We start from the raw sequence: 20,244 nt of genomic DNA, 5'->3' as shown, positions 1-20,244 counted from the left end.
GGCCGTCCGCGGAAGATTGAGCGCGACGCTGGGGCAGCAGCATGGCCGCCTCCACGTGAAGGGGGCGCTCCCGAGCCCGATGACGTTCATGGGAGGACCGCACAAGGACCCCCGCCCGCAGGCGGGGCCCTCAGCTGAGGGCAGAGCGTTCAGCCCGCCGCGTAGTTGCGCAGGAACAGGGCCTCCGTCACCGACAGGCGTTCCAGTTCCTCGGGGGACACGCTCTCGTTCACCGCGTGGATCCGGGCCTCCGGCTCGCTCAGGCCGATGAGGAGGATCTCCGCGCGCGGGTACAGCGACGCGAGCGTGTTGCACAGCGGGATGGAGCCGCCCTGGCCGGCGTAACTCATCTCCTGGCCCGGGTAGGCGACCGCCATCGCGTCGGCCATCGCCCGGTACGCCGGGCTGGTGGTGTCGGCGCGGAAGGCCTGGCCCTGACCGGTCTGCTCGGTGCTCACCCGCGCGCCCCACGGCGTGTGCGCCTCCAGGTGCGCCTGGAGCAGCTTGGTCGCCTCGGCCGCATCCACGCCCGGCGGCACCCGCAGGCTGATCAGGGCGCGGGCGCTCGCGTGCACGGACGGGGTGGCGCCGACGACGGCGGGCAGTCGATGCCGAGCACCGTGACCGCCGGGCGCGCCCAGATGCGGTCGGCGACCGTGCCGGAGCCGATCAGCCCGACGCCGTCGAGGACCCTGGCGTCCTTGCGGAACTGCTCCTCGTCGTACTGCAGGCCGTCCCACGCGGTGTCCCCGGCCAGCCCGTCGACGGTCGTCGAGCCGTCCTTGGCGCGCAGCGAGTCCAGTACGCGGATCAGGGCGGCCAGCGCGTCGGGCGCGGCCCCGCCGAACGAACCCGAGTGCAGGTTGCCTTCGAGCGTGTCGACCCGGACGCGTACGAGCGTCATGCCCCGCAGGGTGGAGGTGACCGTCGGCAGGCCCACCCGGAAGTTGCCCGCATCGCCGATCACGATGGTGTCGGCCTCCAGCAGCTCCGGGTGCTCCTCGGCGTACCGCTCCAGGCCGCCCGTGCCCTGCTCCTCCGAGCCCTCGGCGATGATCTTGACGTGCACGGGTATGCCGCCGTTGGCCTTCAGTGCCCGCAGCGCCAGCAGGTGCATGATCACGCCGCCCTTGCAGTCGGCGGCCCCGCGCCCGTACCAGCGGCCGTCGCGCTCGGTCAGCTCGAACGGCGGGGTCGTCCAGGCGGCCTCGTCGAGCGGCGGCTGCACGTCGTAGTGGGCGTAGAGGAGGACCGTCTTGGCGCCCTCGGGGCCGGGCAGGTGGCCGTACACCGACTGCGTGCCGTCCGGGGTGTCCAGCAGGGCCACGTCTGCGAAGCCCTCGGCGCGCAGCGCGTCGGCGACCCAGCGGGCCGCGCCCTCGCTCTCGCTGCGGGGGAACTGGTCGAAGTCCGCCACCGACTTGAAGGCCACCAGTTCGGTGAGCTCCGCCTTCGCCCCGGGCATGAGAGAGGCGACGGTCGCGGCGACCGGATTCGACGACATGGGCACGCTCCTTGTAGGTGCGACGTTGTACCTGTGGGTACGGAGATCCTCCCACAGCGGCCCTCGGCGATCGCCGCCGTAGGATGCGGGAGACAGGTGCGGCAGGCGGCTTGATCGGGAGCAGTAGACCATCGTGAGCGGCGAGAACTCTTCGGCGGACGACGTGCGGCAGGTGTGGGACGTCGTCGTGGTGGGTGCGGGACCCGCGGGGGCCTCGGCCGCCTACGCGGCGGCGGTCGCGGGGCGACGCGTGCTCCTGCTGGAGAAGGCGGAGCTGCCCCGCTACAAGACGTGCGGCGGCGGCATCATCGGCCCCTCGCGCGACGCGCTGCCGCCCGGCTTCGAACTGCCGTTCAAGGACCGGGTGCACGCGGTGACGTTCTCCAACAACGGCCGCTTCACCCGCACCCGCCGCTCCAAGCAGATGCTGTTCGGGCTGATCAACCGGCCCGAGTTCGACCAGCAGTTGGTCGAGCACGCCCAGAAGGCGGGCGCCGAGCTGCGCACGGGCGTCACCGTCCAGCGGGTCGAGCAGCACGGGTCGGCGGTCCCGGACCGGCGCACGGTCGCCGTGTTCCTGCAGGGCGGCGAGATCCTGCTCGCGCGGGCCGTGGTCGGCGCCGACGGCAGCGCCAGCCGGATAGGAGCGCACGTCGGCGTGAAGCTCGACCAGGTGGATCTCGGCCTGGAGGCGGAGATCCCGGTGCCGGAGACGGTCGCCGAGGACTGGAAGGGGCGGGTGCTCATCGACTGGGGGCCGATGCCGGGCAGTTACGGCTGGGTGTTCCCCAAGGGCGACACGCTGACGGTCGGGGTGATCTCGGCCCGGGGCGAAGGCGCCGCGACCAAGCGGTACTTGGAGGAGTTCGTCGGGCGTCTCGGCCTCGCCGGCTTCGAGCCGAGCATCTCCTCCGGGCATCTGACCCGCTGCCGCGCCGACGACTCGCCGCTGTCGCGCGGGCGGGTGCTGGTGTGCGGGGACGCGGCGGGGCTGCTGGAGCCGTGGACGCGCGAGGGCATCTCGTTCGCGCTGCGGTCGGGGCGGCTCGCGGGGGAGTGGGCGGTGCGGGTCGCCGAGGCGCACGACGCGGTGGACACGCGCCGGCAGGCGATGAACTACGCGTTCGCCGTCAAGGCCGGGCTCGGCATCGAGATGAGCGTCGGCAGGCGGCTGCTGACCGTGTTCGAACGCCGCCCCGGCCTGTTCCACGGCGCCCTCACGGGCTTCCGGCCCGCGTGGAAGGCGTTCCGGGACATCACGCAGGGCTCCACCTCGCTGGCCGAGATCGTCCGCACCCATCCGATGGCCCAGCGCGCCCTGACCGCCCTGGACCGACGTCCGGCGGCGGGCGGCGAGGTCAGCTCCTGACGGTGATCCGGAACACCGGGTGGTCGGGGGCGACACGGCGCAGTTCCGCGTCCGGGGAGTCCGGGCCGACACCGTTGAAGAACACCCCGACCTCGGCCTTCCAGCGCTTGAGGTAGGCGCGCAGGAGCGGGACCTTGTCGTCGTCGGCCACCTCGGTCGCGGTGAACACGTCCACACGCTTGCCGAGGTGCAGCTCGCCGCCGCCCGCCGCGCGCATGTTGTGCGTCCACTGGACGTGACCACGCGGGGCGACCAGGTAGTGCTGACCGTCCATGGTCATGAGGTTGACGGGGGTGGTCCGCCACTGGCCGCTCTTGCGGCCGCGGCCCGCGAGGACACGGGAGCCCCAGACGCTGATGCCACGGCGGTTCAGCCAGGCAACGGCGCGGTTGAGGACCTTGACGGTGAACCAGCCGGGCTTCTGGACGTGCGTGGACATGGGAACCCCCTGACATGGAGAGAGCGCCGCTCTCTTTTGTGAGCACTGCTCTCGCTCTCTGCAGGACACTCTGCCCGAGGTCGGTGACCCAAAGCAAGAGCAGTGCTCTCTTTTGTGTGCGGCGCTCTCCTTTGTGTGCACTGCTCTGTTTTCGTGGCACACTGCCGCGCATGAGCACCGCACACGGCGCCCGTGCACGGGCCAGGATCGAAGTCACCGCGGCCATCAAGGACGCGGCCCGCAGACAGCTCGCCGAAGAAGGCGCCGCCAAGCTGTCGCTGCGGGCCGTGGCCCGTGAGCTCGGTATGGCCTCCTCCGCGCTGTACCGCTACTTCCCCAGCCGTGACGACCTGCTCACCGCGCTCATCATCGACGCCTACAACTCCCTGGGCGAGGCGGCGGAAGCCGCCCACGACAACGTCTCCGAAGCCGGACCCCTGCGGCGCTGGACCACAGTCTGCGAGGCCGTGCGCGGCTGGGCGCTGGCGCATCCGCACGAGTACGCGCTGATCTACGGTTCACCGGTGCCCGGCTACCGCGCCCCCGAGGCGACGGTCCCGGCGGCCGCACGCGTCGGCCACCTCCTCTTCGGTATCGCGCGCGACGCGTACCAGGGGCTGGGCGTGGCGAAAACCCCGCTCCCGGTCGAACTGCGCCCCGAGGCCGAGCGGATGGCCGCCGACCTTGCGCCCGACCTGCCGCCCGAGGTGGTCGCCGCGCTCGTCGCCGCGTGGGCCCAGCTGTACGGGCTGGTCGGGTTCGAGCTCTTCGGGCAGTTCAACCGGGTCGTGGCGGACCGTGAGACGTTCTTCCGGCACGCGGTGGCCCAACTCGCCCACGGCGTCGGCATGGTGTATCAGCAGAAGGGGCGAGCCGCCCAGAGCCGGCCCTCCTAGTGCCGGGTCCGGATGCGCGCCCGTCTCCGGAGGCGTCGTCTTGCTGGTGGGTGCCGCGCCCGCGGCCGGCTGCGGGGGGCCAGGGAGGCCGAGGCTCCGGCGGACGTACTTCCCCGGGAGTACGTGTGATCACCACGCGCGGGTGACGCCACCGGGGGCCGACGGCGTCTAGCGTGGCGGACATGGATGAGCAGCGTGTTCGCGGGGGCGGCCCGCCGACGTGGTGGCGGCACGGGCCCCCGTGGTGGAACCGCTGGGCCGACGAGGCCGACGAGACGCGCGGGTCCCGGTGGCCGTGGCTGTCCACCGCCGTGATGACCCTCTTCGTGCAGGCCGGCTCGACCTATGCGGCCCAGGAACAGCAGGGCGAGCGGGCCGGCCTTGACCCCTTCGCGCGTGTGCTGCTGGCGGTGGCCGCGGTCCTGCTGCTGTGGCGGAAGCGGTACCCCGTCGCCGTCGCGTTCGGGACGGCGGGCGCTGCCATGCTCTACCTCGGCGCCGGATACCCGTACGGGCCGGTGTTCCTCACCGTCGCCCTGGCCTGCTTCAGCGCCATCGTCGCCGGGCATCGCAGGGCCGCGTGGGCAGCGATGGGGACGCTCTGGGCCGGACACATGCTGGTGGCGCACTGGCTGTACCAGTGGCTGCCGCCGTCCGGGGACGCCGCCGCCCCCTGGGACCAGGAGCTCGTGATCGTCACCTGGGTCGTGGCGATCACGGCGGTGGCGGAGCTGGCCCGGGCCCGGCGCGAGCAGTGGGTCCGGGAGCGCGCCGAGCGGGCGCAGGCGGCACGGCGGCGGGCGGACGAGGAGCGGCTGCGGATCGCCCGCGAACTGCACGACGTCCTCGCGCACAGCATCTCCGTCATCAACGTCCAGGCCGGCGTCGGCCTCGCGCTCCTCGACACCGACCCCGAGCAGGCGCGCGCGGCGCTCACCACCATCAAGGCCAAGAGCAAGGAGGCGCTCGGCGAGGTGCGCCAGGTGCTCGACACGCTGCGCACACCCGGTGACGCGCCGCGCGCGCCGGCGCCCGGGCTGGGCGGGCTGCCCGAGCTGGTGTCACAGGCGGCGAGCGCGGGCCTCACGGTCGAGGTCGAGGGAGAGCCGCCGCGCCTGGCGCCGGGCACGGATCTCGCCGCGTTCCGGATCGTCCAGGAGGCCCTCACCAATGTCGTACGGCACTCCGGTTCGCGCCGCGCGCGCGTGAGCCTGGGCCGGGACGGCGGGGCGCTGCGGCTGCGCATCGACGACGACGGGCCCGCGACCGGCGCCGACGCGGGCGGTAGCGGCAACGGACTGGCCGGAATGCGGGAGCGGGCGGCCGCGCTGGGTGGCACCATCGAGGCGGGCCCGCGCCCCGACGGCGGCTTCCGGGTGCTCGCCGTCCTGCCGCTCACGGCATCCGCCGACGTCAAGGAGGACCACCGGTGATCCGGGTACTGCTGGCCGATGACCAGTCACTGGTGCGGGCCGGGTTCAAGGCGCTGCTGGATGCGCAGTCGGACATCGAGGTCGCCGGGGAGGCGGCCGACGGTGAGGAGGCGGTGCGCCGGATCCGCGAACTGCGGCCGGACGTCGTCCTGATGGATATCCGCATGCCGCTGCTCGACGGCCTGGGCGCGACCCGGCGGATCACCGACGACGCGGCGCTGACGGACGTGAAGGTGGTCATGCTCACCACCTTCGAACTCGACGAGTACGTCTTCGAGGCGATCCGCTCCGGCGCCTCCGGCTTCCTGGTCAAGGACACCGAGCCGGACGAACTCCTGCGCGCGGTAAGGGCGGTGGTCGCCGGGGACGCGCTGCTGTCGCCGGGCGTGACGCGCCGCCTGATCGCCGAGTTCGCGGCCCGCTCCAAGGAGCCCGCCGCGGCCGACGCCCTCGCCGACCTCACCGAGCGCGAGCGGGAGGTGATGGCGCTGGCCGGCATCGGGCTGTCCAACGAGGAGATCGCCCGCCGCCTGGTCGTCAGCCCGCTCACCGCCAAGACCCACGTCAGCCGCACGATGGTGAAGCTGGGCGCCCGCGACCGTGCCCAACTCGTCGTGCTGGCCTACGAGTCCGGGCTGGTGCGGCCGGGCTGGCTGGGCTGAGCGGACTCCCGGAAGCGGAACAGCACGCTCACGACGCGGGCGAAGAAGGGCACGGCGGCCACGGTCGCGCCCGCGCCGACGAGCGTGCTCCGCGCGCCGTCCGAGAGGTCGAAGGCGAAAGCGGGCCCCGCCACGGCCCCGAAGACGACCGCCGCCAGGAAGGCCGCGCTGCACAACGCGTACCCGATCTCGACGGTGAGCGCGTCCCGTTCGGCCTGGGTGCGCCGTCCCCCGTGGTTCTCCATGCCCCGTCCCCCGTGGTTCTCCATTCCCCGAGTCTCACAGGCGTGCGCCCGGCGCAGCAACAGGCCTCGCCGGGCGCACGCGTGAGGGGGCGTCCCCACTAGTCGCGCACGGACACGCGCTCCGCCTCCCGGGAGGTGGACTTGGCGACCACGACGGACTGCTGCGGGCGCCGCCTGCGCAGTCCCGTGACCGTGATCAGCAGCCCGGCGACAGCGATGCCGGTCACCACCACGAGTCCGGGCCGGTAGCTGTCGAGGACGGCCTGCGGGGTGGCGTTCTCGGGGGCGTGCGCGGTCACCACCGCCGTCACGACGGCCAGGAAGATCGCGCCGCCGACCTGGACCGAGGTGTTGAGCAGACCGGAGACCATGCCCTGCTCGCGGTCCTCGACGCCGTTGGTGGCCTGGATGTTGAGCGACGGGAAGACCAGCGCGCACGCCGCGCCGATCAGCAGCATCGACGGCAGGACGACCGCCGCGTAGACCGGGGCGAGGTCGACGCGCAGGAACAGCGCGTACCCGACGACCATCAGCCCGAAGCCCAGCGGGATCAGCCGCTGGGTGCCGAACCGGTCGACGATCGCACCCATCTTCGTCGCGGAGAGCGCGACCAGCGCGCCCGCGGGCAGGAAGGCGAGCGCGGTCTCCATCGCCGACCAGCCGAGCAGCGACTGCATATAGAGCGTGGCGAGGAACTGGAAGCCGATGTACGACCCGAAGAAGAACATCGCGCCGAGCTGGGCGCGCACCTGGGTGCCGGAGCGCAGCACACCGAGCCGGACCAGGGGGCCGGGCGAGCGCCGCTCGATGAGCACGAAGACCGTCAGGAGCGCGGCGACCGCCAGGAAGGACAGCAGCGTACGGGCCGAACCCCAGCCTGCCTCCGGCGCCTGGACGACGGTGAAGACCAGCAGCAGCATCGATGCCGTGCCGACGAGCGCGCCGGGGATGTCGTAGCCGTCGTGGTCCTTCTCGCGCGCGGTGCGCGGCAGCAGCTTCCAGCCCGCCAGCAGCGCGATCAGGGCGATGGGCGCGGGCAGCAGCATGGTCAGCCGCCAGCTGGCCTCGGTGAGCAGACCGGACAGCACCAGGCCCATGGAGAACCCGGTGGCCGCGCAGGTGGTGTAGATCGACAGTGCGCGGTTGCGCAGCGGGCCCTCGGGAAACGTCGTGGTGATGATGGACAGGCCGGCCGGCGCCGTGAACGCCGCGCTCAGGCCCTTGATGAAGCGGCTGGCGATCAGCAGCGGTCCGGAGTCGACGAGGCCGCCCAGCAGCGAGGCGAGCGCGAAGACACCGAGCGCGACCAGGAAGACCTGGCGCCGGCCCAGCAGGTCCGCGGTGCGTCCGCCGAGCAACAGCAGACCGCCGTAGCCCAGGATGTAGCCGCTGACGATCCATTGCAGCGTCGAGGTGGACAGGCCGAGGTCGGCGCCGATGGACGGCAGCGCCACACCGACCATCGACACGTCCAGCGCGTCCAGGAACATCGCGGCGCAGAGCACCAGCAGGGTGCCCCACAGCCGGGGGGTCCAGCGGACCGCCGAGGGCGCGGTCGCGGGGGTGGTGAGCGGAGAGGTCATGCGGGAGAGATTACATGTGCATGCATGGAATGCAAATGCATTTAATTCCGGTGCAACGATGGCGTTTCTCTGCTACGGTGCCGCGCATGGCGGCGACGAAGGCCGAACAGGCGCTCGTGGATCAGTGGCGGGACCTGCTGGCGCTGCACGCGCGCACCCAGTGTGAGCTCGACCGTGTCCTGCACGAGCACGGTCTGTGCGCCAGCGACTTCGAGGTGCTCGACGTACTGGCCGGAAGCCGGGCGCCGGACGGGACCTGCGCCTACCGCGTCCAGGAGATCTCCGAGCGCGTCCACCTCAGCCAGAGCGCGCTGTCCCGGCTGATCGCCCGGCTGGAGAAGTGCGGGCTCGTCGAGCGCGCCATGTGCTCGAAGGACCGGCGGGGCGTCCGGGTGGCGCTCACGGGCAAGGGGCGCGCGCTGCACGGTGAGATGCTGCCCGTGCAGCGGGCGGTGCTGCGCCGGATGCTCGCGGGCGGCTGACCGCGCTTCGGGCTGCCGCGTGCTGGTCTGTGGCGCTCTGGTCTCTCGCTCTCCGGTCTGTCGCTCCCTGATCTCAGATGGCTGACGTCTCTCGCCACAGTTCGGCGAGCGTGCGGTCGCCCGTCACGCCCGGCACCGGCGCGCGGTTCCACAGCGCCAGGTACAACTGGTCGGCGGGACCGGCCAGTTCGCACTCGGCGTCCTCGTCCTCGCCCCGCGTGGCCGCGGGCGGCTCCGATGACAGCCGCACGGTCCACACCGCGTCCGCGTCCGTCGCGCGTACCCGCAGGACGCGGGGCGTGTCGGTGCGGACCCGGCTCCTGGGGCGGGTGTGGAAGCCGCGCAGCAGTTCGTCGATGCCGTCCGCGGCGAAGTCCGGGGCGATCGGGGACGGGGTGCCGCCGAGCGCCGACTCGGCGTCGAAGCGGTGCACGGCCGTCTCGTGGGCCTGCCGCCGGGTCCAGAAGGCGAGCGGGGAGGGCGCCGGCAGGAAGGCGAAGCACTCCAAATCCGGCGGCGCGGCGGTCAGGGTGTCGACGAGCCGGCGGTGGCTGTCGCGGTACCAGGCGACGAGCTCCGCGCCGTCGAGGTCCGGCGGTTCGCCCAGCGGGCGGCGCTCGGGGTGGCGGTCGGTGACGAACGCCGCGGCCCAGTGGTGCACCTGGCCGGTGTGCCGCAGCAGGTCGCGCACCTGCCAGCCGGGGCACGTGGGCACCCTGGCGTCCGTACCGGCCCGCTCGGCGGCCGACGACAGCAGCTGGCCCTCGCTGTCCAGGACTTCCAGGTATCCGGCGGTCTGCATGAGGCGAGTCTGCCGTATGGAGCGGACTCCAGGGCAAGGCGTTTCCGCGGGGGCCCGCGCTGTCCGCGGTAGGCCAGGGCCTGGGCTGCCGGGGCTTCCGCTGTCCTGGTTGCCGGAGCCTTCCACGGCCCAGGGGTGTCCCGGGGCCCGCCGTCGCCTACCGTGCGGCCCCGGTGGCGAGGGCGGGGATCGTGCCGCCTGCCAGGACCGCGCGGCGCTGGCGGTCGGAGAGGCGGTGGTGCAGGCGGTACTGCTCGGAGCGGGTGGTGTTGCGGACGACCAGGGCCGGCGGCGCGCCGGGGGCGAGCGCGGCGTGCAGGTCCTCCAGGCGGAGCCGGTCGCCGGGCTGGATGCGCGCGTGGTCGTCGGGGTCGTCGAACTCCAGGGCGAGGACGCCGAAGTTGGCGAGGTTCTGCCAGTGGATGCGGGCGTAGGACTGGGCGAAGACGGCCCGCAGCCCCAGGTGGCGCAGGGTGACCGCGGCGTGCTCGCGGGAGGAGCCCTGTCCCCAGTTCTCCCCGGCGACGATCACGTGCCCGCCGCGGTCGCGCAGTTCCGCGGCGCGCCGCGGGTAGTCCGGGTCGAGCCGGGTGAGGGTGAACTCGGCGAGCTTGGGGATGTTGGAGCGGTACGGCAGCGCCCTCGCCCCGGCGGGAGAGATCTCGTCGGTGGACACGTGGTCGCCCGCCTTGAACAGCACCGGCGCGTCCAGGGTGTCCGGCAGTGGGTCCAGGCCGGGCAGGGCGGAGATGTTGGGCCCGCGCTCCAGCTCCACTGCGGCGGCCTCCTCGGGCGGCGGCGGGGGCTCCAGCATCGCGGTGTTGACGGTCGCCCGCTCCGGCAGGGTCAGCTTCGGATACGGCACCTGGTGCTCGGCGGCCCAGTCGCGCGGGTCGGTGACGGCGCCGGTCAGCGCCGAGGCGGTCGCCGTCTCCGGGGAGCACAGCCAGACCGCGTCGTCCTCGGTGCCGGAGCGGCCGGGGAAGTTGCGCGGGAAGGTGCGCAGGGAGTTGCGCCCGGCGGCCGGTGCCTGGCCCATGCCGATGCAGCCCAGGCAGCCCGACTGGTGCAGCCGGGCGCCGGCCGCCAGCAGGTCCAGCGTGGCGCCGGTGCGGGTGAGGTCCTGCAGGATCTCCCGCGAGGTCGGGTTCACGTCGAAGCTGACGCCGGGCGCGGTCTGCCGGCCGCGCACCATGGCGGCCGCGATCGCGAAGTCCCGCAGTCCGGGGTTGGCCGAGGACCCGATCACCGCCTGTCCGATCGGCTCGCCCGCCGCCTCACGCACGGGGACGACATTGCCCGGAGACGTGGGGCGGGCGATCAGCGGCTGGAGGGACGAGAGGTCGACCTCGTCCTCCAGGTCGTAGCGCGCATCGGACTCCGGGAGGATCTCGGTGAAGTCGTCCTCGCGTCCCTGCGTGCGCAGGAAGTCGCGTACGGCGTCGTCGGCCGGGAAGACGCTCGTGGTGGCGCCCAGCTCGGCCCCCATGTTCGCGATGACGTGCCGGTCCATCGCCGTCAGCCGCTCCAGCCCCGGGCCGTGGTACTCGAGGACACGGCCCACCCCGCCCTTGACGCCGTGCCGGCGCAGCAGCTCCAGGATCACGTCCTTGGCGCTCACCCACTCCGGCAGCGCGCCGGCCAGCCGGATGCCCCAGATCCGCGGCATCCGCAGGTACAGCGGCTGCCCGGCCATGGCCAGCGCCACCTCCAGGCCGCCCACCCCGACGGCCAGCATGCCCAGCGATCCCGCGGCGCAGGTGTGCGAGTCGGAACCGGCCAGGCTCCGGCCGGGCGCGCCGAAGCGCTGCATGTGGGTGGGGTGCGAGACGCCGTTGCCGGGCTTGGAGTACCAGACGCCGTAGCGGCGGGCGGCCGAGCGCAGGAAGGCGTGGTCCTCGGCGTTGCGCTCGTCCGCCTGGAGCAGGTTGTGGTCGACGTACTGCACGCTCACGCCGGTGCGCACCCGGTCCAGGCCGAGCGCCTCCAGCTCCTGCATCACCAGCGTGCCGGTGGCGTCCTGGGTGAGGGTCTGGTCGACGCGCAGCCCGATCTCCTCGCCCGGGACCATGCGGCCCTCCAGCAGGTGCTCCTCGATCAGCCGGTGCGCCACCGTACCGCCGGAGCCAGGTTCTGCCGCCATCCGTCACCGACCTCCCAGACCGTCACACCTGCCGGGCCACTCCCGACACCCCTCCCAGCGCACCCCCGCGCACCGCGGTGCCGGGCTCCGGGTGCCCGCGGGTGGGGGCGGGAAACGGAGAGGGGGAGAGGGGAGGGCAGTGCGGCTGTGCGGCTGTGCCGAGGGTGTGGGCAGGCGGAGCCGGGAGGTGGGGGTTGGTAAGGCGCGCATGGCCCTGGTTCGTGCGGGTACCCGGGCGGCTCGCGGCGGACGTAGTAGATCCATATGGCTTTGAATCCGTCCGTACGGCTCCGGCGGGGAGGACGCGATGCTCTGGCCCGGCTGTCCGGTAGTCCTCGCACGCGTTCTGCCACGCGTCACGCCGCGGCGCCGTCGGAGCGAAGCAACTGGCCCGGTCGCACCATGAAGCTGACGTTCCTCGACCCGCTCTTCGCCGCGCCCGGCCCCTGGGCGAGTATCTACCTCGACACCTCCCAGGACATCGAGGAGCGGGACAAGGCGATCGACCTGCGCTGGCGGCACCAGCGGGACGCCCTGCGCGCGCAGGGCGCGGACGCCGCCACCGTCGACGCCCTGGACGCGGCCGTGGGCACGGGCCCCGCCGTGCCCGGCCGGCACGGACGGGCCCTCTTCGCGGCGCACGGACGACTGGCCCTGGACCGGGAGCTGCCCGAACCGCCCGTGCGCGAGACGGCCCGGTTCGGCGACCTGCCCGACGCCATGCGGCTGGCCGTGCAGCGCGCGCCGGACATCCCATACCTCGCGGTCCGTCTCACCCGGGACAGCGCGCGGCCCGCTGTCGACGGCGCCTACGGCATCGGCGACGGCGGTGCGTGGCCCGACCCGGAGGAGCACGTGCTGGTCGTCGCCGAGACCGGGCGCTGGCCAACCAGCCGGGTCACGCCGGGCCGGCGGCTGAGTCACCTCGTCCCCGCCGAGGAGTGGCCGCACACCGCCCCGCGCATCGCGCAGGAACTGGAGGACCTGACCGACCGGCACGGCGCCGAGGAGATCGTGCTGTGCCGCGACGCGGGCGACGTCTGGGTCTCGGGCGTCCTGGCCAACCAGCTGCCCATCCATCTCCAGAACCGGACGACGGTCGTCGAGGACGAGCCCGGCCCGGCCGATCCCGGGGCCGGGGCCGGGCCGAGTCCCGCCCTGATCGAGACGCACGTCGCGCACACGCTGGACGGCCGCCTCAGCCGCACGGACCGCCTCCAGACGGACACCTTCCTGTCCCAGCGGGCCCGGCACCCTCTCAGGTCTGAGGGCGTCGCCGCCGCCGTCGCCGCCCTGCAACGCGGCCAGGCACGCGCCCTCCTGCTCGTGCGGCCGGACCGGCCCGGCGCGCCGGACCGGCTTCCCGAACGGCTGTGGGTGGGCACGGAACCCCCGCAGATCGCGCTGTCAGTCGCGGATCTGGAGACCTTCGGCGTGACGGCGGTCCGCGAAGAACCCGCCGACGCGGCCCTGCTGTACGCCGCCGTCCGCACCAGGGCCGAGCTGATCGTGCTGCCGCCCGGCCGCACCCTGACCGACGGGGTGGGCGTGCTGCTGCGCTACCGGGATGTCACCGACATGGTGGAAGATGACCCCGCGTCATTCCGCGCCGTCGGCGCCCTCCGCCCGCCGCCGTGACGCCGCGATCTCCGCGTACGCCCCGTCCCGGCCCTCCCAGTGGGAGCCCTCGGCGGACTTGCCGGGTTCCAGGTCCTTGTAGACCTCGAAGAAATGGGTGATCTCCAGCCGGTCGAACTCCGGTATGTCGCCGATGTCCTGGGTGCCCGCGTAGCGCGGGTCGTGCGCGGGCACGCACAGGATCTTCTCGTCGGGGCCGGCCTCGTCCGTCATGCAGAACATCCCCACGGCACGGCACTCGACGACACACCCCGGGAACGTCGGATCACCGGTCAGGACCAGGGCGTCCAGCGGCTCGCCGTCCCGCCCCAGGGTGCCGTCGACGTAGCCGTAGTCGGCCGGGTACTGCGTGGACGTGAACAGCATCCGGTCCAGCCGCATCCGCCCCCGTGCGTGGTCCATCTCGTACTTGTTCCGGGACCCCTGCGGGATCTCCACGGTCACGTCGAACTGCATCGCGCTCTCCTGCCTGAATCGGGAACCCCAGAACCTGGGACCCCAGAACCAACCTAGTGCCCCGGCAGGCAACGTTCGCCCCGTCGCGACGCCCGGCACGCCCTCTCGCCGCACCGGCCGAAAGCCCAATGACGTCCAGTACGAGGGCTTCCGGCCGGCACGCCGAGAGCACGCACCGGACGCCGCTCCTTGACGGGCAAACGTTGCCTGTCGGGGCTAGAACCTCGGCGCCGTGGTCGGCTCCTCGATCAGTTCGGCCGCCTCCTCCCGGGTCTGGACCGCGGGCGGGGAGCCCGCGAGCTGCTTGCGGGCGGTCTCCTTCATGGCGGCCACCGCGGCGACGCCGATCAGGGACGGCGCCGCCGACATCGTGCCGAGCAGGCAGATGAGACGGAGCCCGAGCATCAGCATGCCGGCCTGGACGGCGACCGTACTGCCCTGCCGGACCAGCAGGAAGGCCGGGGCCGTACTCGGCGATGAGGCCGCCTTCACCGCCCGCCTGACCGCCCGCTTCGTCCGTCACCGTGATGTCCGATCTGCGCAGCCTGGGATTCATTCGGCGCCTGATGGGGCGGAACTGGACGGGATGGCGCCGGACCGCCGCCGGGCCGGGCTTCCGGCCGCGCTCGTCGGCGGCCGTTGACGTACGCCGGGACCAGGATCAGCGCGCAGCCGGCGAGCTGCAGCGGGGTGGGGCGTTCGCTCAGGACGTCGCGCCGAGACGCACAGCGCGCCCACGGCCATGCCCTGTGCCGGAGACCGGGACGGCCAGTTCGACAGGCGGCCGGGGCGGCGCGGCTCCGCAGGAGCACGGTCGCAGCAGGCGCTGCGTGCCCCGGGAACCTCCCACCCGACTCCTGGCCGCGGAGATCGGCCCCATGTGTGGTGCCGCGCGGCCTCGGGTACCCGGGGCGCGACCGTCGTGGAGGGAGATGAGGCGCGATGCCCGCGCGGCTGTTCGACCGGCAGGACGTGTTCCGGCTCGTCGAGCAGGAGGGGGCACAGCTCGTCGAGGTGCTGCCGCCCAAGCCGTACGAGCAGGCCCATCTGCCCGGCGCGCTCCGCATCGGGCTGCGCGACCTGGACGAGGCGGCGCCCGGCGAGCTGGATCCCCGGCGGCCCGTCATCGGGTACTGCGCCGACCAGCTGTGCGACCTGAGCCCGCGGGCAGCCGCACGGCTGGAACAGCTCGGGTTCCGGCAGGTCTACGACTACGTGCCCGGCAAGGCCGACTGGCTCGCCGCGGGACTGCCCAGGGAGGGTGAGGCCGCCCGCACTCCGCTGGCCGGGGACGTGGCGGACCGCAACGTACCGCTGTGCACCGTCGACCAGCTGCTCGACGACGCCCTGGCCATGCTGGACGAGACAGGTCGGCGCACGGGCGTGGTGGTCGACGACGAGGACGTGGTCGTCGGTCTGCTCCGGCACGACGACGCGGCCGATCGCACCGAGGGCCGGGTCGCCGACATCCTGCGGCCGGGCCCGGCCACGGTCCGCGCCGACGAGGAACTCGGCCCGCTGCTGGAACGCATGAGGAAGGCCGGCCTGCCGACCGTCCCGGTCACCGACCCCGAGGGACACCTCCTCGGCGTCCTCGACCGCGAGGACGTCGAACGCGCCATCGCCCGGCGCGAGGGCGCCGCCCAATGAGCCGCGCGGGCGGGACCGGCCCGGGGAAACATCTGCACCTGCGACCCGCCGTGGAGGGACCATGACCTCAGCCGGCCCCGCCGGCACCGTGCTCGTCGGCGTCGACGACACTTCGCACACCTGGCTGGCCGCGGAGTGGGCCGCCACGGAGGCGGAGCTGCGCGGCGCGCCGTTGCGGATCCTGCACGCCGTCGGGCCCGACACCGGGGCCGGGGCGGACGAACCGGGCGCGGCGGAGACCGTGGAGCGGATCGCCGCCGCGGGCACCGGCGTACTGGACGACGCCCGGGACCGGATCGCGGCCGCCCACCCCCGGCTGCGCGTCGACACCGTCCTGGCCCGCGACGATCCCGCCGAGGCCCTGCTGACCGCCGCCGAGGACACCGGCCTGGTCGTGGTCGGCACGCGTGGACGCGGCGGCTTCGCCGGTCTGCTGCTGGGCTCGGTGAGCCTGAAGGTGGCCGCCCACGCGGACCGGCCGGTGGTCGTCGCGCGCGGCCACACCGAGCGGGCCGCCGAGGGCCACGTCGTGGTCGGCGTGCGCGACGAGCGCGACGAGGCGGCCGTACGGTTCGCCCTCGCCGAGGCCGGCCGGCGCCGGACCGCCGTACGCCTGGTGCACGCCTGGGCGCCGGTCGTCCGGGCCGGCGTGATGGTGCCCCAGGCGAGCCGGCTGGACGAGGAGCAGCGTCTGCACGCACGACTGCTGAACGAGGCCGCCCGGCCCGTCGCCGAGTACCCGCAGGTGCACGCGGACACCGAGCTGGTCGTCGGCCCGGCCGCCGCCGCGCTGGTGGACGCCTCGGCCCGGGCCGGCCTGGTCGTACTGCCACGCCATCCGCCCGCGGGCCGGTTCGGGCTGCGCCTCGGGAGCGTGGTGCACGCCGTACTGCACCACGCCGACTGCCCGGTCGCCGTCGTCCCCACGGAGTAGGCGGCGGACTCGGCCGGCTCCTTCGTCAGGGGCGCCGGAGACACGTGGATCCGCCGCGGCCGTCGACAACCGACGGCGCGAACCAGTAGGCGACGACCTGCGCTCCGTACACCCGCCCGGCGGCGATCAGAGGTGCCGGGAACGGCCAGCTCCGGCGGCGCCTGCTGTGGCCCGACGGTGACGAAGCCAGCTGCCCTCACGGTTGCGCCGCCCGTCGGCCGGGGACAGGCTCGTCTCGTGTTCCGGTCCCATCCCGGCGACCGTCCGTCGCCGGACACAAAGGGAGTGATCTTCATGGCGAAGTGCGAAGTCTGCGGCAACAACTACGAGATGGCCTTCGAGGTACGGGCTGCCGGCGCGGTCCACATCTTCGACAGCCTGGAGTGCGCGGCCCAGCGCATGGCTCCGATCTGTGAGAACTGCAACTGCCGGATCCTGGGCCACGGTCTGCAGGCGGACGGTCAGTTCTACTGCTGCGCCCACTGCGCACGGGAGAAGGGCCGCGCCGAACTGGTCGACCACGCCTGAACGGCGGCGCGTCCGCACCGGTTCAGCCCAGTGACGTGAGGAACGACCGGCACGCCTGCGCGCAGCGCCGGCAGCTGTCCGCCTGCCCGCCATGACGGTCGTCCGCCGCGTGGCGGCCGAACTCCGCGGCCTGCTCCTCACAGGTCAGCGCGCACAGCTCCACCTGGGCGCGCAGGTCGGCCGTGTCGGTGGCGGGGAGCTGGTTCAGCACCATGCTCGTGTGCTCGCAGGTCCTGGCGCACCGTGCGGCCACCCTGTTCCACGCGGTCGGGTCGACCGCCGGTACGGCCGGCTGGCAGGCGGCCGCGCAGGCCTCGCACGCCTGGACGCAGACGAACGCCTCCTCGACGAGCCGGACCGGCGCGGGACGTTCCGGGGCCGGTGTGGTCACGGTGCCGCCTCCTTCCTGTGCTGTCCTGTCCGTCACTCTTCTGGCCGCGACCGGCTCACGCGGTGGCCTCGACGGCGCGCAGTGCCTCGACGACCTGTGTGTCGGACACCTCGGCGAAGTCCTCGTACCACTCGCCGATCGCGTGCAGCGACGCGGGCTGTTCGAGGCAGACGAGTTCGTCGGCCTCCTGCCGTACCTGGTCCACAGCGCGCGGGCCGCCCACCGGCACCGCCACGACGAGCCGTCCCGGCCGCAGGCGGCGCAGGAAGCGCAGGGCCGCGGTCATGGTGAGTCCCGTGGCCAGGCCGTCGTCGACCAGGACCACGGTACGGCCGCGGACGGACGTAGCGGGCCGGCCGCCGCGGTAGAGGTGCTCGCGGCGGTGCAGCTCGGTGCGCTCGCGGGCGACGTCGGAGCCTAGCCGGTCCGGGGTCAGGCGCAGCATCTCCAGCGCCCGCCGGTCGAACAGCGGAGGCTCCTCGGCGACGATGGCGCCGATCGCCGCCCCCGGCCGCACCGGCGTGCTGACCTTGCCGGTGACCAGGACGTCCAGCGGCGCGTGCAGGGCGCGGGCGACCTGCGCTGCGACGGGCACACCGCCGCGCGGCAGACCGAGCACGAGCAGGTTGACGAGGTCGCCCGAGTCGGCCCACTCGACCAGCCGCAGGGCGAGTTCCCGTCCGGCGTGGGCGCGGTCGCGGAATGACACGGCTTCCTCCTCGCTCGCCCGCGGGTCACACGCCCGCGGGCCAGGTCTCTTGCTCCGGGCTGCGGGCCGTCAGGGGGCGCAGGGGCTGCAGGGCGTTGGTGTGGTCGAGATAGCAGAAGGCGTCGTACCGCCGGCCGAGGACCGTGGGCACGTAGTTGCCCCAGCGTTCGAGTCCGGGCTGGTAGACGACGCCGATCGCGCGGTGCCCGCGCTCCCGGTGGAACCACTCGGCCCGCTGTCCGACGGCCAGCCCCTCGCGCTGCCCGTCGGGGAGGACGAACAGGGCCCGCTCCCCGGGCAGGACCCGGTGCAGCAGGTCCTCCAGGCTGCCGCTGCGGGCGGGCGGCACGTCCATCACGCGCGGCAGGTCCCCCCAACGGTCCGCGGCGATCACGGTGCCGTCGCAGGAGCCGGAGCCGACCAGCACCACGCCCTCCGCCAGGTGCCGTTCGCGCACCAGCTGGCCGACGTTGACCATGCCGGCGTCGGCCATGTCGGTGGCTCGGGCGTCCCCGATGTGGGTGTTGTGCTCCCACACCACCGCCTTGGCATCGGGGCCGTAGTGCTCCATGAGCCGGTCGAGGGTGTCGGTCCATGTGGTGGTCGCGGATGTTCCAGGACTCCGGGCCGCTGCTCAGCATGGCCCGGTAGTAGCGCTCGGCCCCGGCCAGCACCTCCAGTGAGGCCGGACCGGACAGCGGCCGGGCCTCGTCCCGGATGCGGAGCCGGTCGGTGTCGGGCACGGCGGCCCTCCCTCCACGCGTCCTTCCGCGGGTCCGGCGACGGGTTCCCTCCCGGCGCACGGCGAAAACCGGGCGCCGGGACGCCGGCATGCCGCGCCGGGCGCGCTGCTACGCGGCGAGCTTATTTGCGGGCCCAGCCGGTCATCCTGCGCTTGGTGACGGTCAGCGGTGTCTCCAGCCGGTGCGCGGCACGGCGCGCGTCCTCCTCGGACAGTCCCCGGCCGCGCAGGAAGTGGGCGAGCGCGGCCCGGTCGGCGAGGTGGATCATCGGCCGGTCCCAGCGCTCGATGCCGACGACGTCGAAGACACGACCGAGTTGATCCGCGGCGTCCTCGGCGTCGAAGGTGAGCGGCTCGCACCAGCGGGGGAGGAGGGAGGCCAGCTCGGGATCGTTGTCTTCCCCAACCCCGGCGATCACGAACTGACTCCGGAAGAGATCGCCGCGCTCCGGCAGAAGCTGGTCAGCGCCGGGCTGCCGTCCGACCGGCCGTTCGACATCGCCGTGCGCGGCAACGCCAGCCCCGCCTGGCAGGAGGACAAGCACGTCGACCTCAGGGGCCTCGCCCAGGCCGGTATGACCTGGTGGCTGGAGTCCCTGATCCACTTCGACCTGCTGGAGCTGTCGATGGCGGTGGTCGACGCCGGTCCGCCGCGCGTGTGACGCCCAAGGGGGCCAAAAAACCGGCTGGGACCGGTCCAAGGGGGCCAAAAACCAGGCTGGGACCGGCGCCCGCGTCGTGTACGTCGACAACGACCTGCTCGTCGCGGCACGCCGACGCCCTCCCCGCCGGCAGCCATGTCATCAAGCCCTGACCCGTCTCCGGCCTCGCAGGGCGCATCAGCGCGCGTGCCCTGGAAACACGGTGAGATGCAAGAAGGGGGGAGCCGCTCAGGCGGACAGCACGAAGGGCCGCACCATGGCTGACGACATCATCACCATGCTCACCACCGACCACCGGGAGTTGCAGCGCCTGTTCGACATGATGAAGAAGGACAAGAGCTCCCGGCCGCTGGCGCTCCCCCTGGCCGTGGCCATGCTGGAGGCACACAGCGAGGCCGAGGAGGACCGCGTGTACCCGGCCGTGGCCCACGAGGCCCACGAGAAGGAAGAGGCCGAGCACGCCGCCGAGGAACACCACCAGGCCGAGAGCCTCGGCAAGCACCTGCTGGAAATGGACTGGGAGAGCAAGCAGTTCGACCGCGCCCTGAACAAGTGGGTCAACGCCGTCCGCCGGCACGTCGAGGAGGAGGAGAACGAGATCCTGCCCGCGCTGCGCGAGTCCGTCGACGCCGGCCGGCTGCGGGAACTGGGCCTGGAGTTCGCGGAACGGCGCTCCCGGGCGCTGGCCGGTGAGCCCCTGGCCGCCGTCGGCAGGGGCAGCGGTGGCGCAGGCCGCCAGGCGACGAAGGCCGCGGGCCGCCAGGCGACGAAGGGCGAGGCCAAGGCGGAGTTGGGCGGTACCAGGGCGGAGCTGTACGACAAGGCCCGGGAGCTCGGCATCCAGGGCAGGTCCTCGATGAGCAAGGAAGAACTTGCCGAGCAGGTGAGCAGGGCCCAGCAGCGCAAGTAGCGAACACATGTCCACGGCGGCGGCAGACGCCCGGAGGCGATCCACCTGCCGGCCTCCCGTCGGCGT

22 protein-coding genes and 1 pseudogene are annotated in these 20,244 nt (G+C 73.3%); 11 read left to right on the top strand and 12 right to left on the bottom strand.

Translation table 11 applies throughout. The annotated features are described in order from the left end of the window. Window positions 1–149: 149 nt before the first annotated feature. A pseudogene (locus H8R17_RS23345) lies at window positions 150–1,504 on the bottom strand (dipeptidase). Window positions 1,505–1,637: 133 nt separating this feature from the next. Here H8R17_RS23345 and H8R17_RS23340 point away from each other — a divergent pair. Further along, window positions 1,638–2,873: a geranylgeranyl reductase family protein gene (locus H8R17_RS23340; protein ID WP_187825159.1), complete on the top strand. Its 1,236-nt coding sequence runs from the start codon at window positions 1,638–1,640 to the stop codon at window positions 2,871–2,873. Here H8R17_RS23340 and H8R17_RS23335 read toward each other — a convergent pair. Further along, complete coding sequence (locus H8R17_RS23335) at window positions 2,863–3,312, bottom strand: nitroreductase family deazaflavin-dependent oxidoreductase (RefSeq protein ID WP_187825158.1); 450 nt, start codon at window positions 3,310–3,312, stop codon at window positions 2,863–2,865. The two genes, H8R17_RS23340 and H8R17_RS23335, sit on opposite strands and share 11 nt — an antisense overlap. Window positions 3,313–3,482: 170 nt before the next feature. On the opposite strand from H8R17_RS23335, the gene H8R17_RS23330 reads away from it, so the two are divergent. The 3 genes from H8R17_RS23330 (at window position 3,483) to H8R17_RS23320 (ending at window position 6,303) form a co-directional block, all read left to right on the top strand. Next, entirely contained in the window at window positions 3,483–4,208 is a 726-nt protein-coding gene (locus H8R17_RS23330; protein WP_187825157.1) for a TetR/AcrR family transcriptional regulator, read from the top strand. 182 nt (window positions 4,209–4,390) lie between these two features. Further along, window positions 4,391–5,641, top strand: coding sequence for a sensor histidine kinase (locus tag H8R17_RS23325; protein ID WP_187825156.1), 1,251 nt, complete (start codon window positions 4,391–4,393; stop codon window positions 5,639–5,641). Then, entirely contained in the window at window positions 5,638–6,303 is a 666-nt protein-coding gene (locus tag H8R17_RS23320) for a response regulator (protein ID WP_187825155.1), read from the top strand. Before H8R17_RS23325 ends, H8R17_RS23320 begins: the two co-directional genes overlap by 4 nt. On the opposite strand, the gene H8R17_RS23315 is transcribed toward H8R17_RS23320, so the two are convergent. Both H8R17_RS23315 and H8R17_RS23310 read right to left on the bottom strand, forming a co-directional pair. Then, window positions 6,264–6,548 carry a DUF6332 family protein gene (locus H8R17_RS23315; protein ID WP_187825172.1) on the bottom strand — a complete coding sequence of 95 codons (285 nt, stop codon included), beginning with the start codon at window positions 6,546–6,548 and terminating at the stop codon, window positions 6,264–6,266. The genes H8R17_RS23320 and H8R17_RS23315 overlap by 40 nt on opposite strands. Window positions 6,549–6,646: 98 nt before the next feature. Continuing rightward, window positions 6,647–8,131, bottom strand: a complete 1,485-nt coding sequence (locus tag H8R17_RS23310; RefSeq protein WP_187825154.1) for an MFS transporter — start codon at window positions 8,129–8,131, stop codon at window positions 6,647–6,649. Window positions 8,132–8,217: 86 nt separating this feature from the next. Here H8R17_RS23310 and H8R17_RS23305 point away from each other — a divergent pair, with 86 nt between their 5' ends. Next, window positions 8,218–8,613, top strand: coding sequence for a MarR family winged helix-turn-helix transcriptional regulator (locus H8R17_RS23305; RefSeq protein ID WP_187825153.1), 396 nt, complete (start codon window positions 8,218–8,220; stop codon window positions 8,611–8,613). Between the two features lie 73 nt (window positions 8,614–8,686). On the opposite strand, the gene H8R17_RS23300 is transcribed toward H8R17_RS23305, so the two are convergent. Both H8R17_RS23300 and H8R17_RS23295 read right to left on the bottom strand, forming a co-directional pair. Beyond that, the gene (locus tag H8R17_RS23300; RefSeq protein WP_187825152.1) at window positions 8,687–9,415 is read right to left on the bottom strand and encodes a maleylpyruvate isomerase family mycothiol-dependent enzyme; all 729 of its coding nucleotides are present in this window, start codon (window positions 9,413–9,415) and stop codon (window positions 8,687–8,689) included. 157 nt (window positions 9,416–9,572) lie between these two features. Further along, the gene (locus H8R17_RS23295) at window positions 9,573–11,558 is read right to left on the bottom strand and encodes an aconitate hydratase (protein ID WP_187825151.1); all 1,986 of its coding nucleotides are present in this window, start codon (window positions 11,556–11,558) and stop codon (window positions 9,573–9,575) included. Window positions 11,559–11,960: 402 nt separating this feature from the next. Here H8R17_RS23295 and H8R17_RS23290 point away from each other — a divergent pair, with 402 nt between their 5' ends. After that, complete coding sequence (locus H8R17_RS23290; protein ID WP_187825150.1) at window positions 11,961–13,196, top strand: hypothetical protein; 1,236 nt, start codon at window positions 11,961–11,963, stop codon at window positions 13,194–13,196. Here the strand turns inward: H8R17_RS23290 and H8R17_RS23285 are convergent. Together H8R17_RS23285 and H8R17_RS23280 are read right to left on the bottom strand one after the other, a co-directional pair. Continuing rightward, entirely contained in the window at window positions 13,158–13,652 is a 495-nt protein-coding gene (locus H8R17_RS23285) for an inorganic diphosphatase (RefSeq protein WP_187825149.1), read from the bottom strand. The two genes, H8R17_RS23290 and H8R17_RS23285, sit on opposite strands and share 39 nt — an antisense overlap. A gap of 216 nt (window positions 13,653–13,868) precedes the next feature. Next, window positions 13,869–14,144: a hypothetical protein gene (locus H8R17_RS23280; protein ID WP_399477146.1), complete on the bottom strand. Its 276-nt coding sequence runs from the start codon at window positions 14,142–14,144 to the stop codon at window positions 13,869–13,871. A gap of 450 nt (window positions 14,145–14,594) precedes the next feature. Here H8R17_RS23280 and H8R17_RS23275 point away from each other — a divergent pair, with 450 nt between their 5' ends. The 3 genes from H8R17_RS23275 (at window position 14,595) to H8R17_RS23265 (ending at window position 16,764) form a co-directional block, all read left to right on the top strand. Beyond that, window positions 14,595–15,302 carry a CBS domain-containing protein gene (locus H8R17_RS23275; RefSeq protein WP_187825148.1) on the top strand — a complete coding sequence of 236 codons (708 nt, stop codon included), beginning with the start codon at window positions 14,595–14,597 and terminating at the stop codon, window positions 15,300–15,302. A gap of 61 nt (window positions 15,303–15,363) precedes the next feature. Next, the gene (locus H8R17_RS23270; protein WP_187825147.1) at window positions 15,364–16,236 is read left to right on the top strand and encodes a universal stress protein; all 873 of its coding nucleotides are present in this window, start codon (window positions 15,364–15,366) and stop codon (window positions 16,234–16,236) included. A gap of 294 nt (window positions 16,237–16,530) precedes the next feature. After that, the gene (locus H8R17_RS23265; RefSeq protein ID WP_187825146.1) at window positions 16,531–16,764 is read left to right on the top strand and encodes a hypothetical protein; all 234 of its coding nucleotides are present in this window, start codon (window positions 16,531–16,533) and stop codon (window positions 16,762–16,764) included. Window positions 16,765–16,786: 22 nt separating this feature from the next. Here H8R17_RS23265 and H8R17_RS23260 read toward each other — a convergent pair whose 3' ends face one another. From H8R17_RS23260 to H8R17_RS23245, 4 genes are all read right to left on the bottom strand, one after another. Continuing rightward, a complete protein-coding gene (locus H8R17_RS23260) occupies window positions 16,787–17,155 on the bottom strand; it encodes a hypothetical protein (RefSeq protein WP_187825145.1) in 369 nt (122 codons plus the stop codon). Window positions 17,156–17,210: 55 nt separating this feature from the next. Beyond that, on the bottom strand, window positions 17,211–17,864 hold the full coding sequence (locus tag H8R17_RS23255) for a phosphoribosyltransferase family protein (RefSeq protein WP_187825144.1): 654 nt from the start codon (window positions 17,862–17,864) through the stop codon (window positions 17,211–17,213). A 25-nt stretch (window positions 17,865–17,889) separates the two neighbouring features. Next, window positions 17,890–18,435, bottom strand: a complete 546-nt coding sequence (locus H8R17_RS23250) for an erythromycin esterase family protein (RefSeq protein WP_223125381.1) — start codon at window positions 18,433–18,435, stop codon at window positions 17,890–17,892. A gap of 293 nt (window positions 18,436–18,728) precedes the next feature. Further along, entirely contained in the window at window positions 18,729–19,025 is a 297-nt protein-coding gene (locus H8R17_RS23245) for a hypothetical protein (protein ID WP_223125380.1), read from the bottom strand. An 84-nt stretch (window positions 19,026–19,109) separates the two neighbouring features. Between H8R17_RS23245 and H8R17_RS23240 the strand changes: the two genes are divergently transcribed. Together H8R17_RS23240 and H8R17_RS23235 are read left to right on the top strand one after the other, a co-directional pair. Beyond that, window positions 19,110–19,268: a hypothetical protein gene (locus H8R17_RS23240; RefSeq protein WP_187825143.1), complete on the top strand. Its 159-nt coding sequence runs from the start codon at window positions 19,110–19,112 to the stop codon at window positions 19,266–19,268. 256 nt (window positions 19,269–19,524) lie between these two features. Next, a complete protein-coding gene (locus H8R17_RS23235) occupies window positions 19,525–20,178 on the top strand; it encodes a hemerythrin domain-containing protein (RefSeq protein WP_187825142.1) in 654 nt (217 codons plus the stop codon). Window positions 20,179–20,244: the final 66 nt, after the last annotated feature.

It is taken from the genome of Streptomyces sp. TRM68367 (genome assembly GCF_014495685.1).
Lineage (GTDB): Bacteria > Actinomycetota > Actinomycetes > Streptomycetales > Streptomycetaceae > Streptomyces.
Note: the sequence above shows the minus strand (reverse complement) of the source record. Positions and strands in the feature narration are given on the sequence as shown.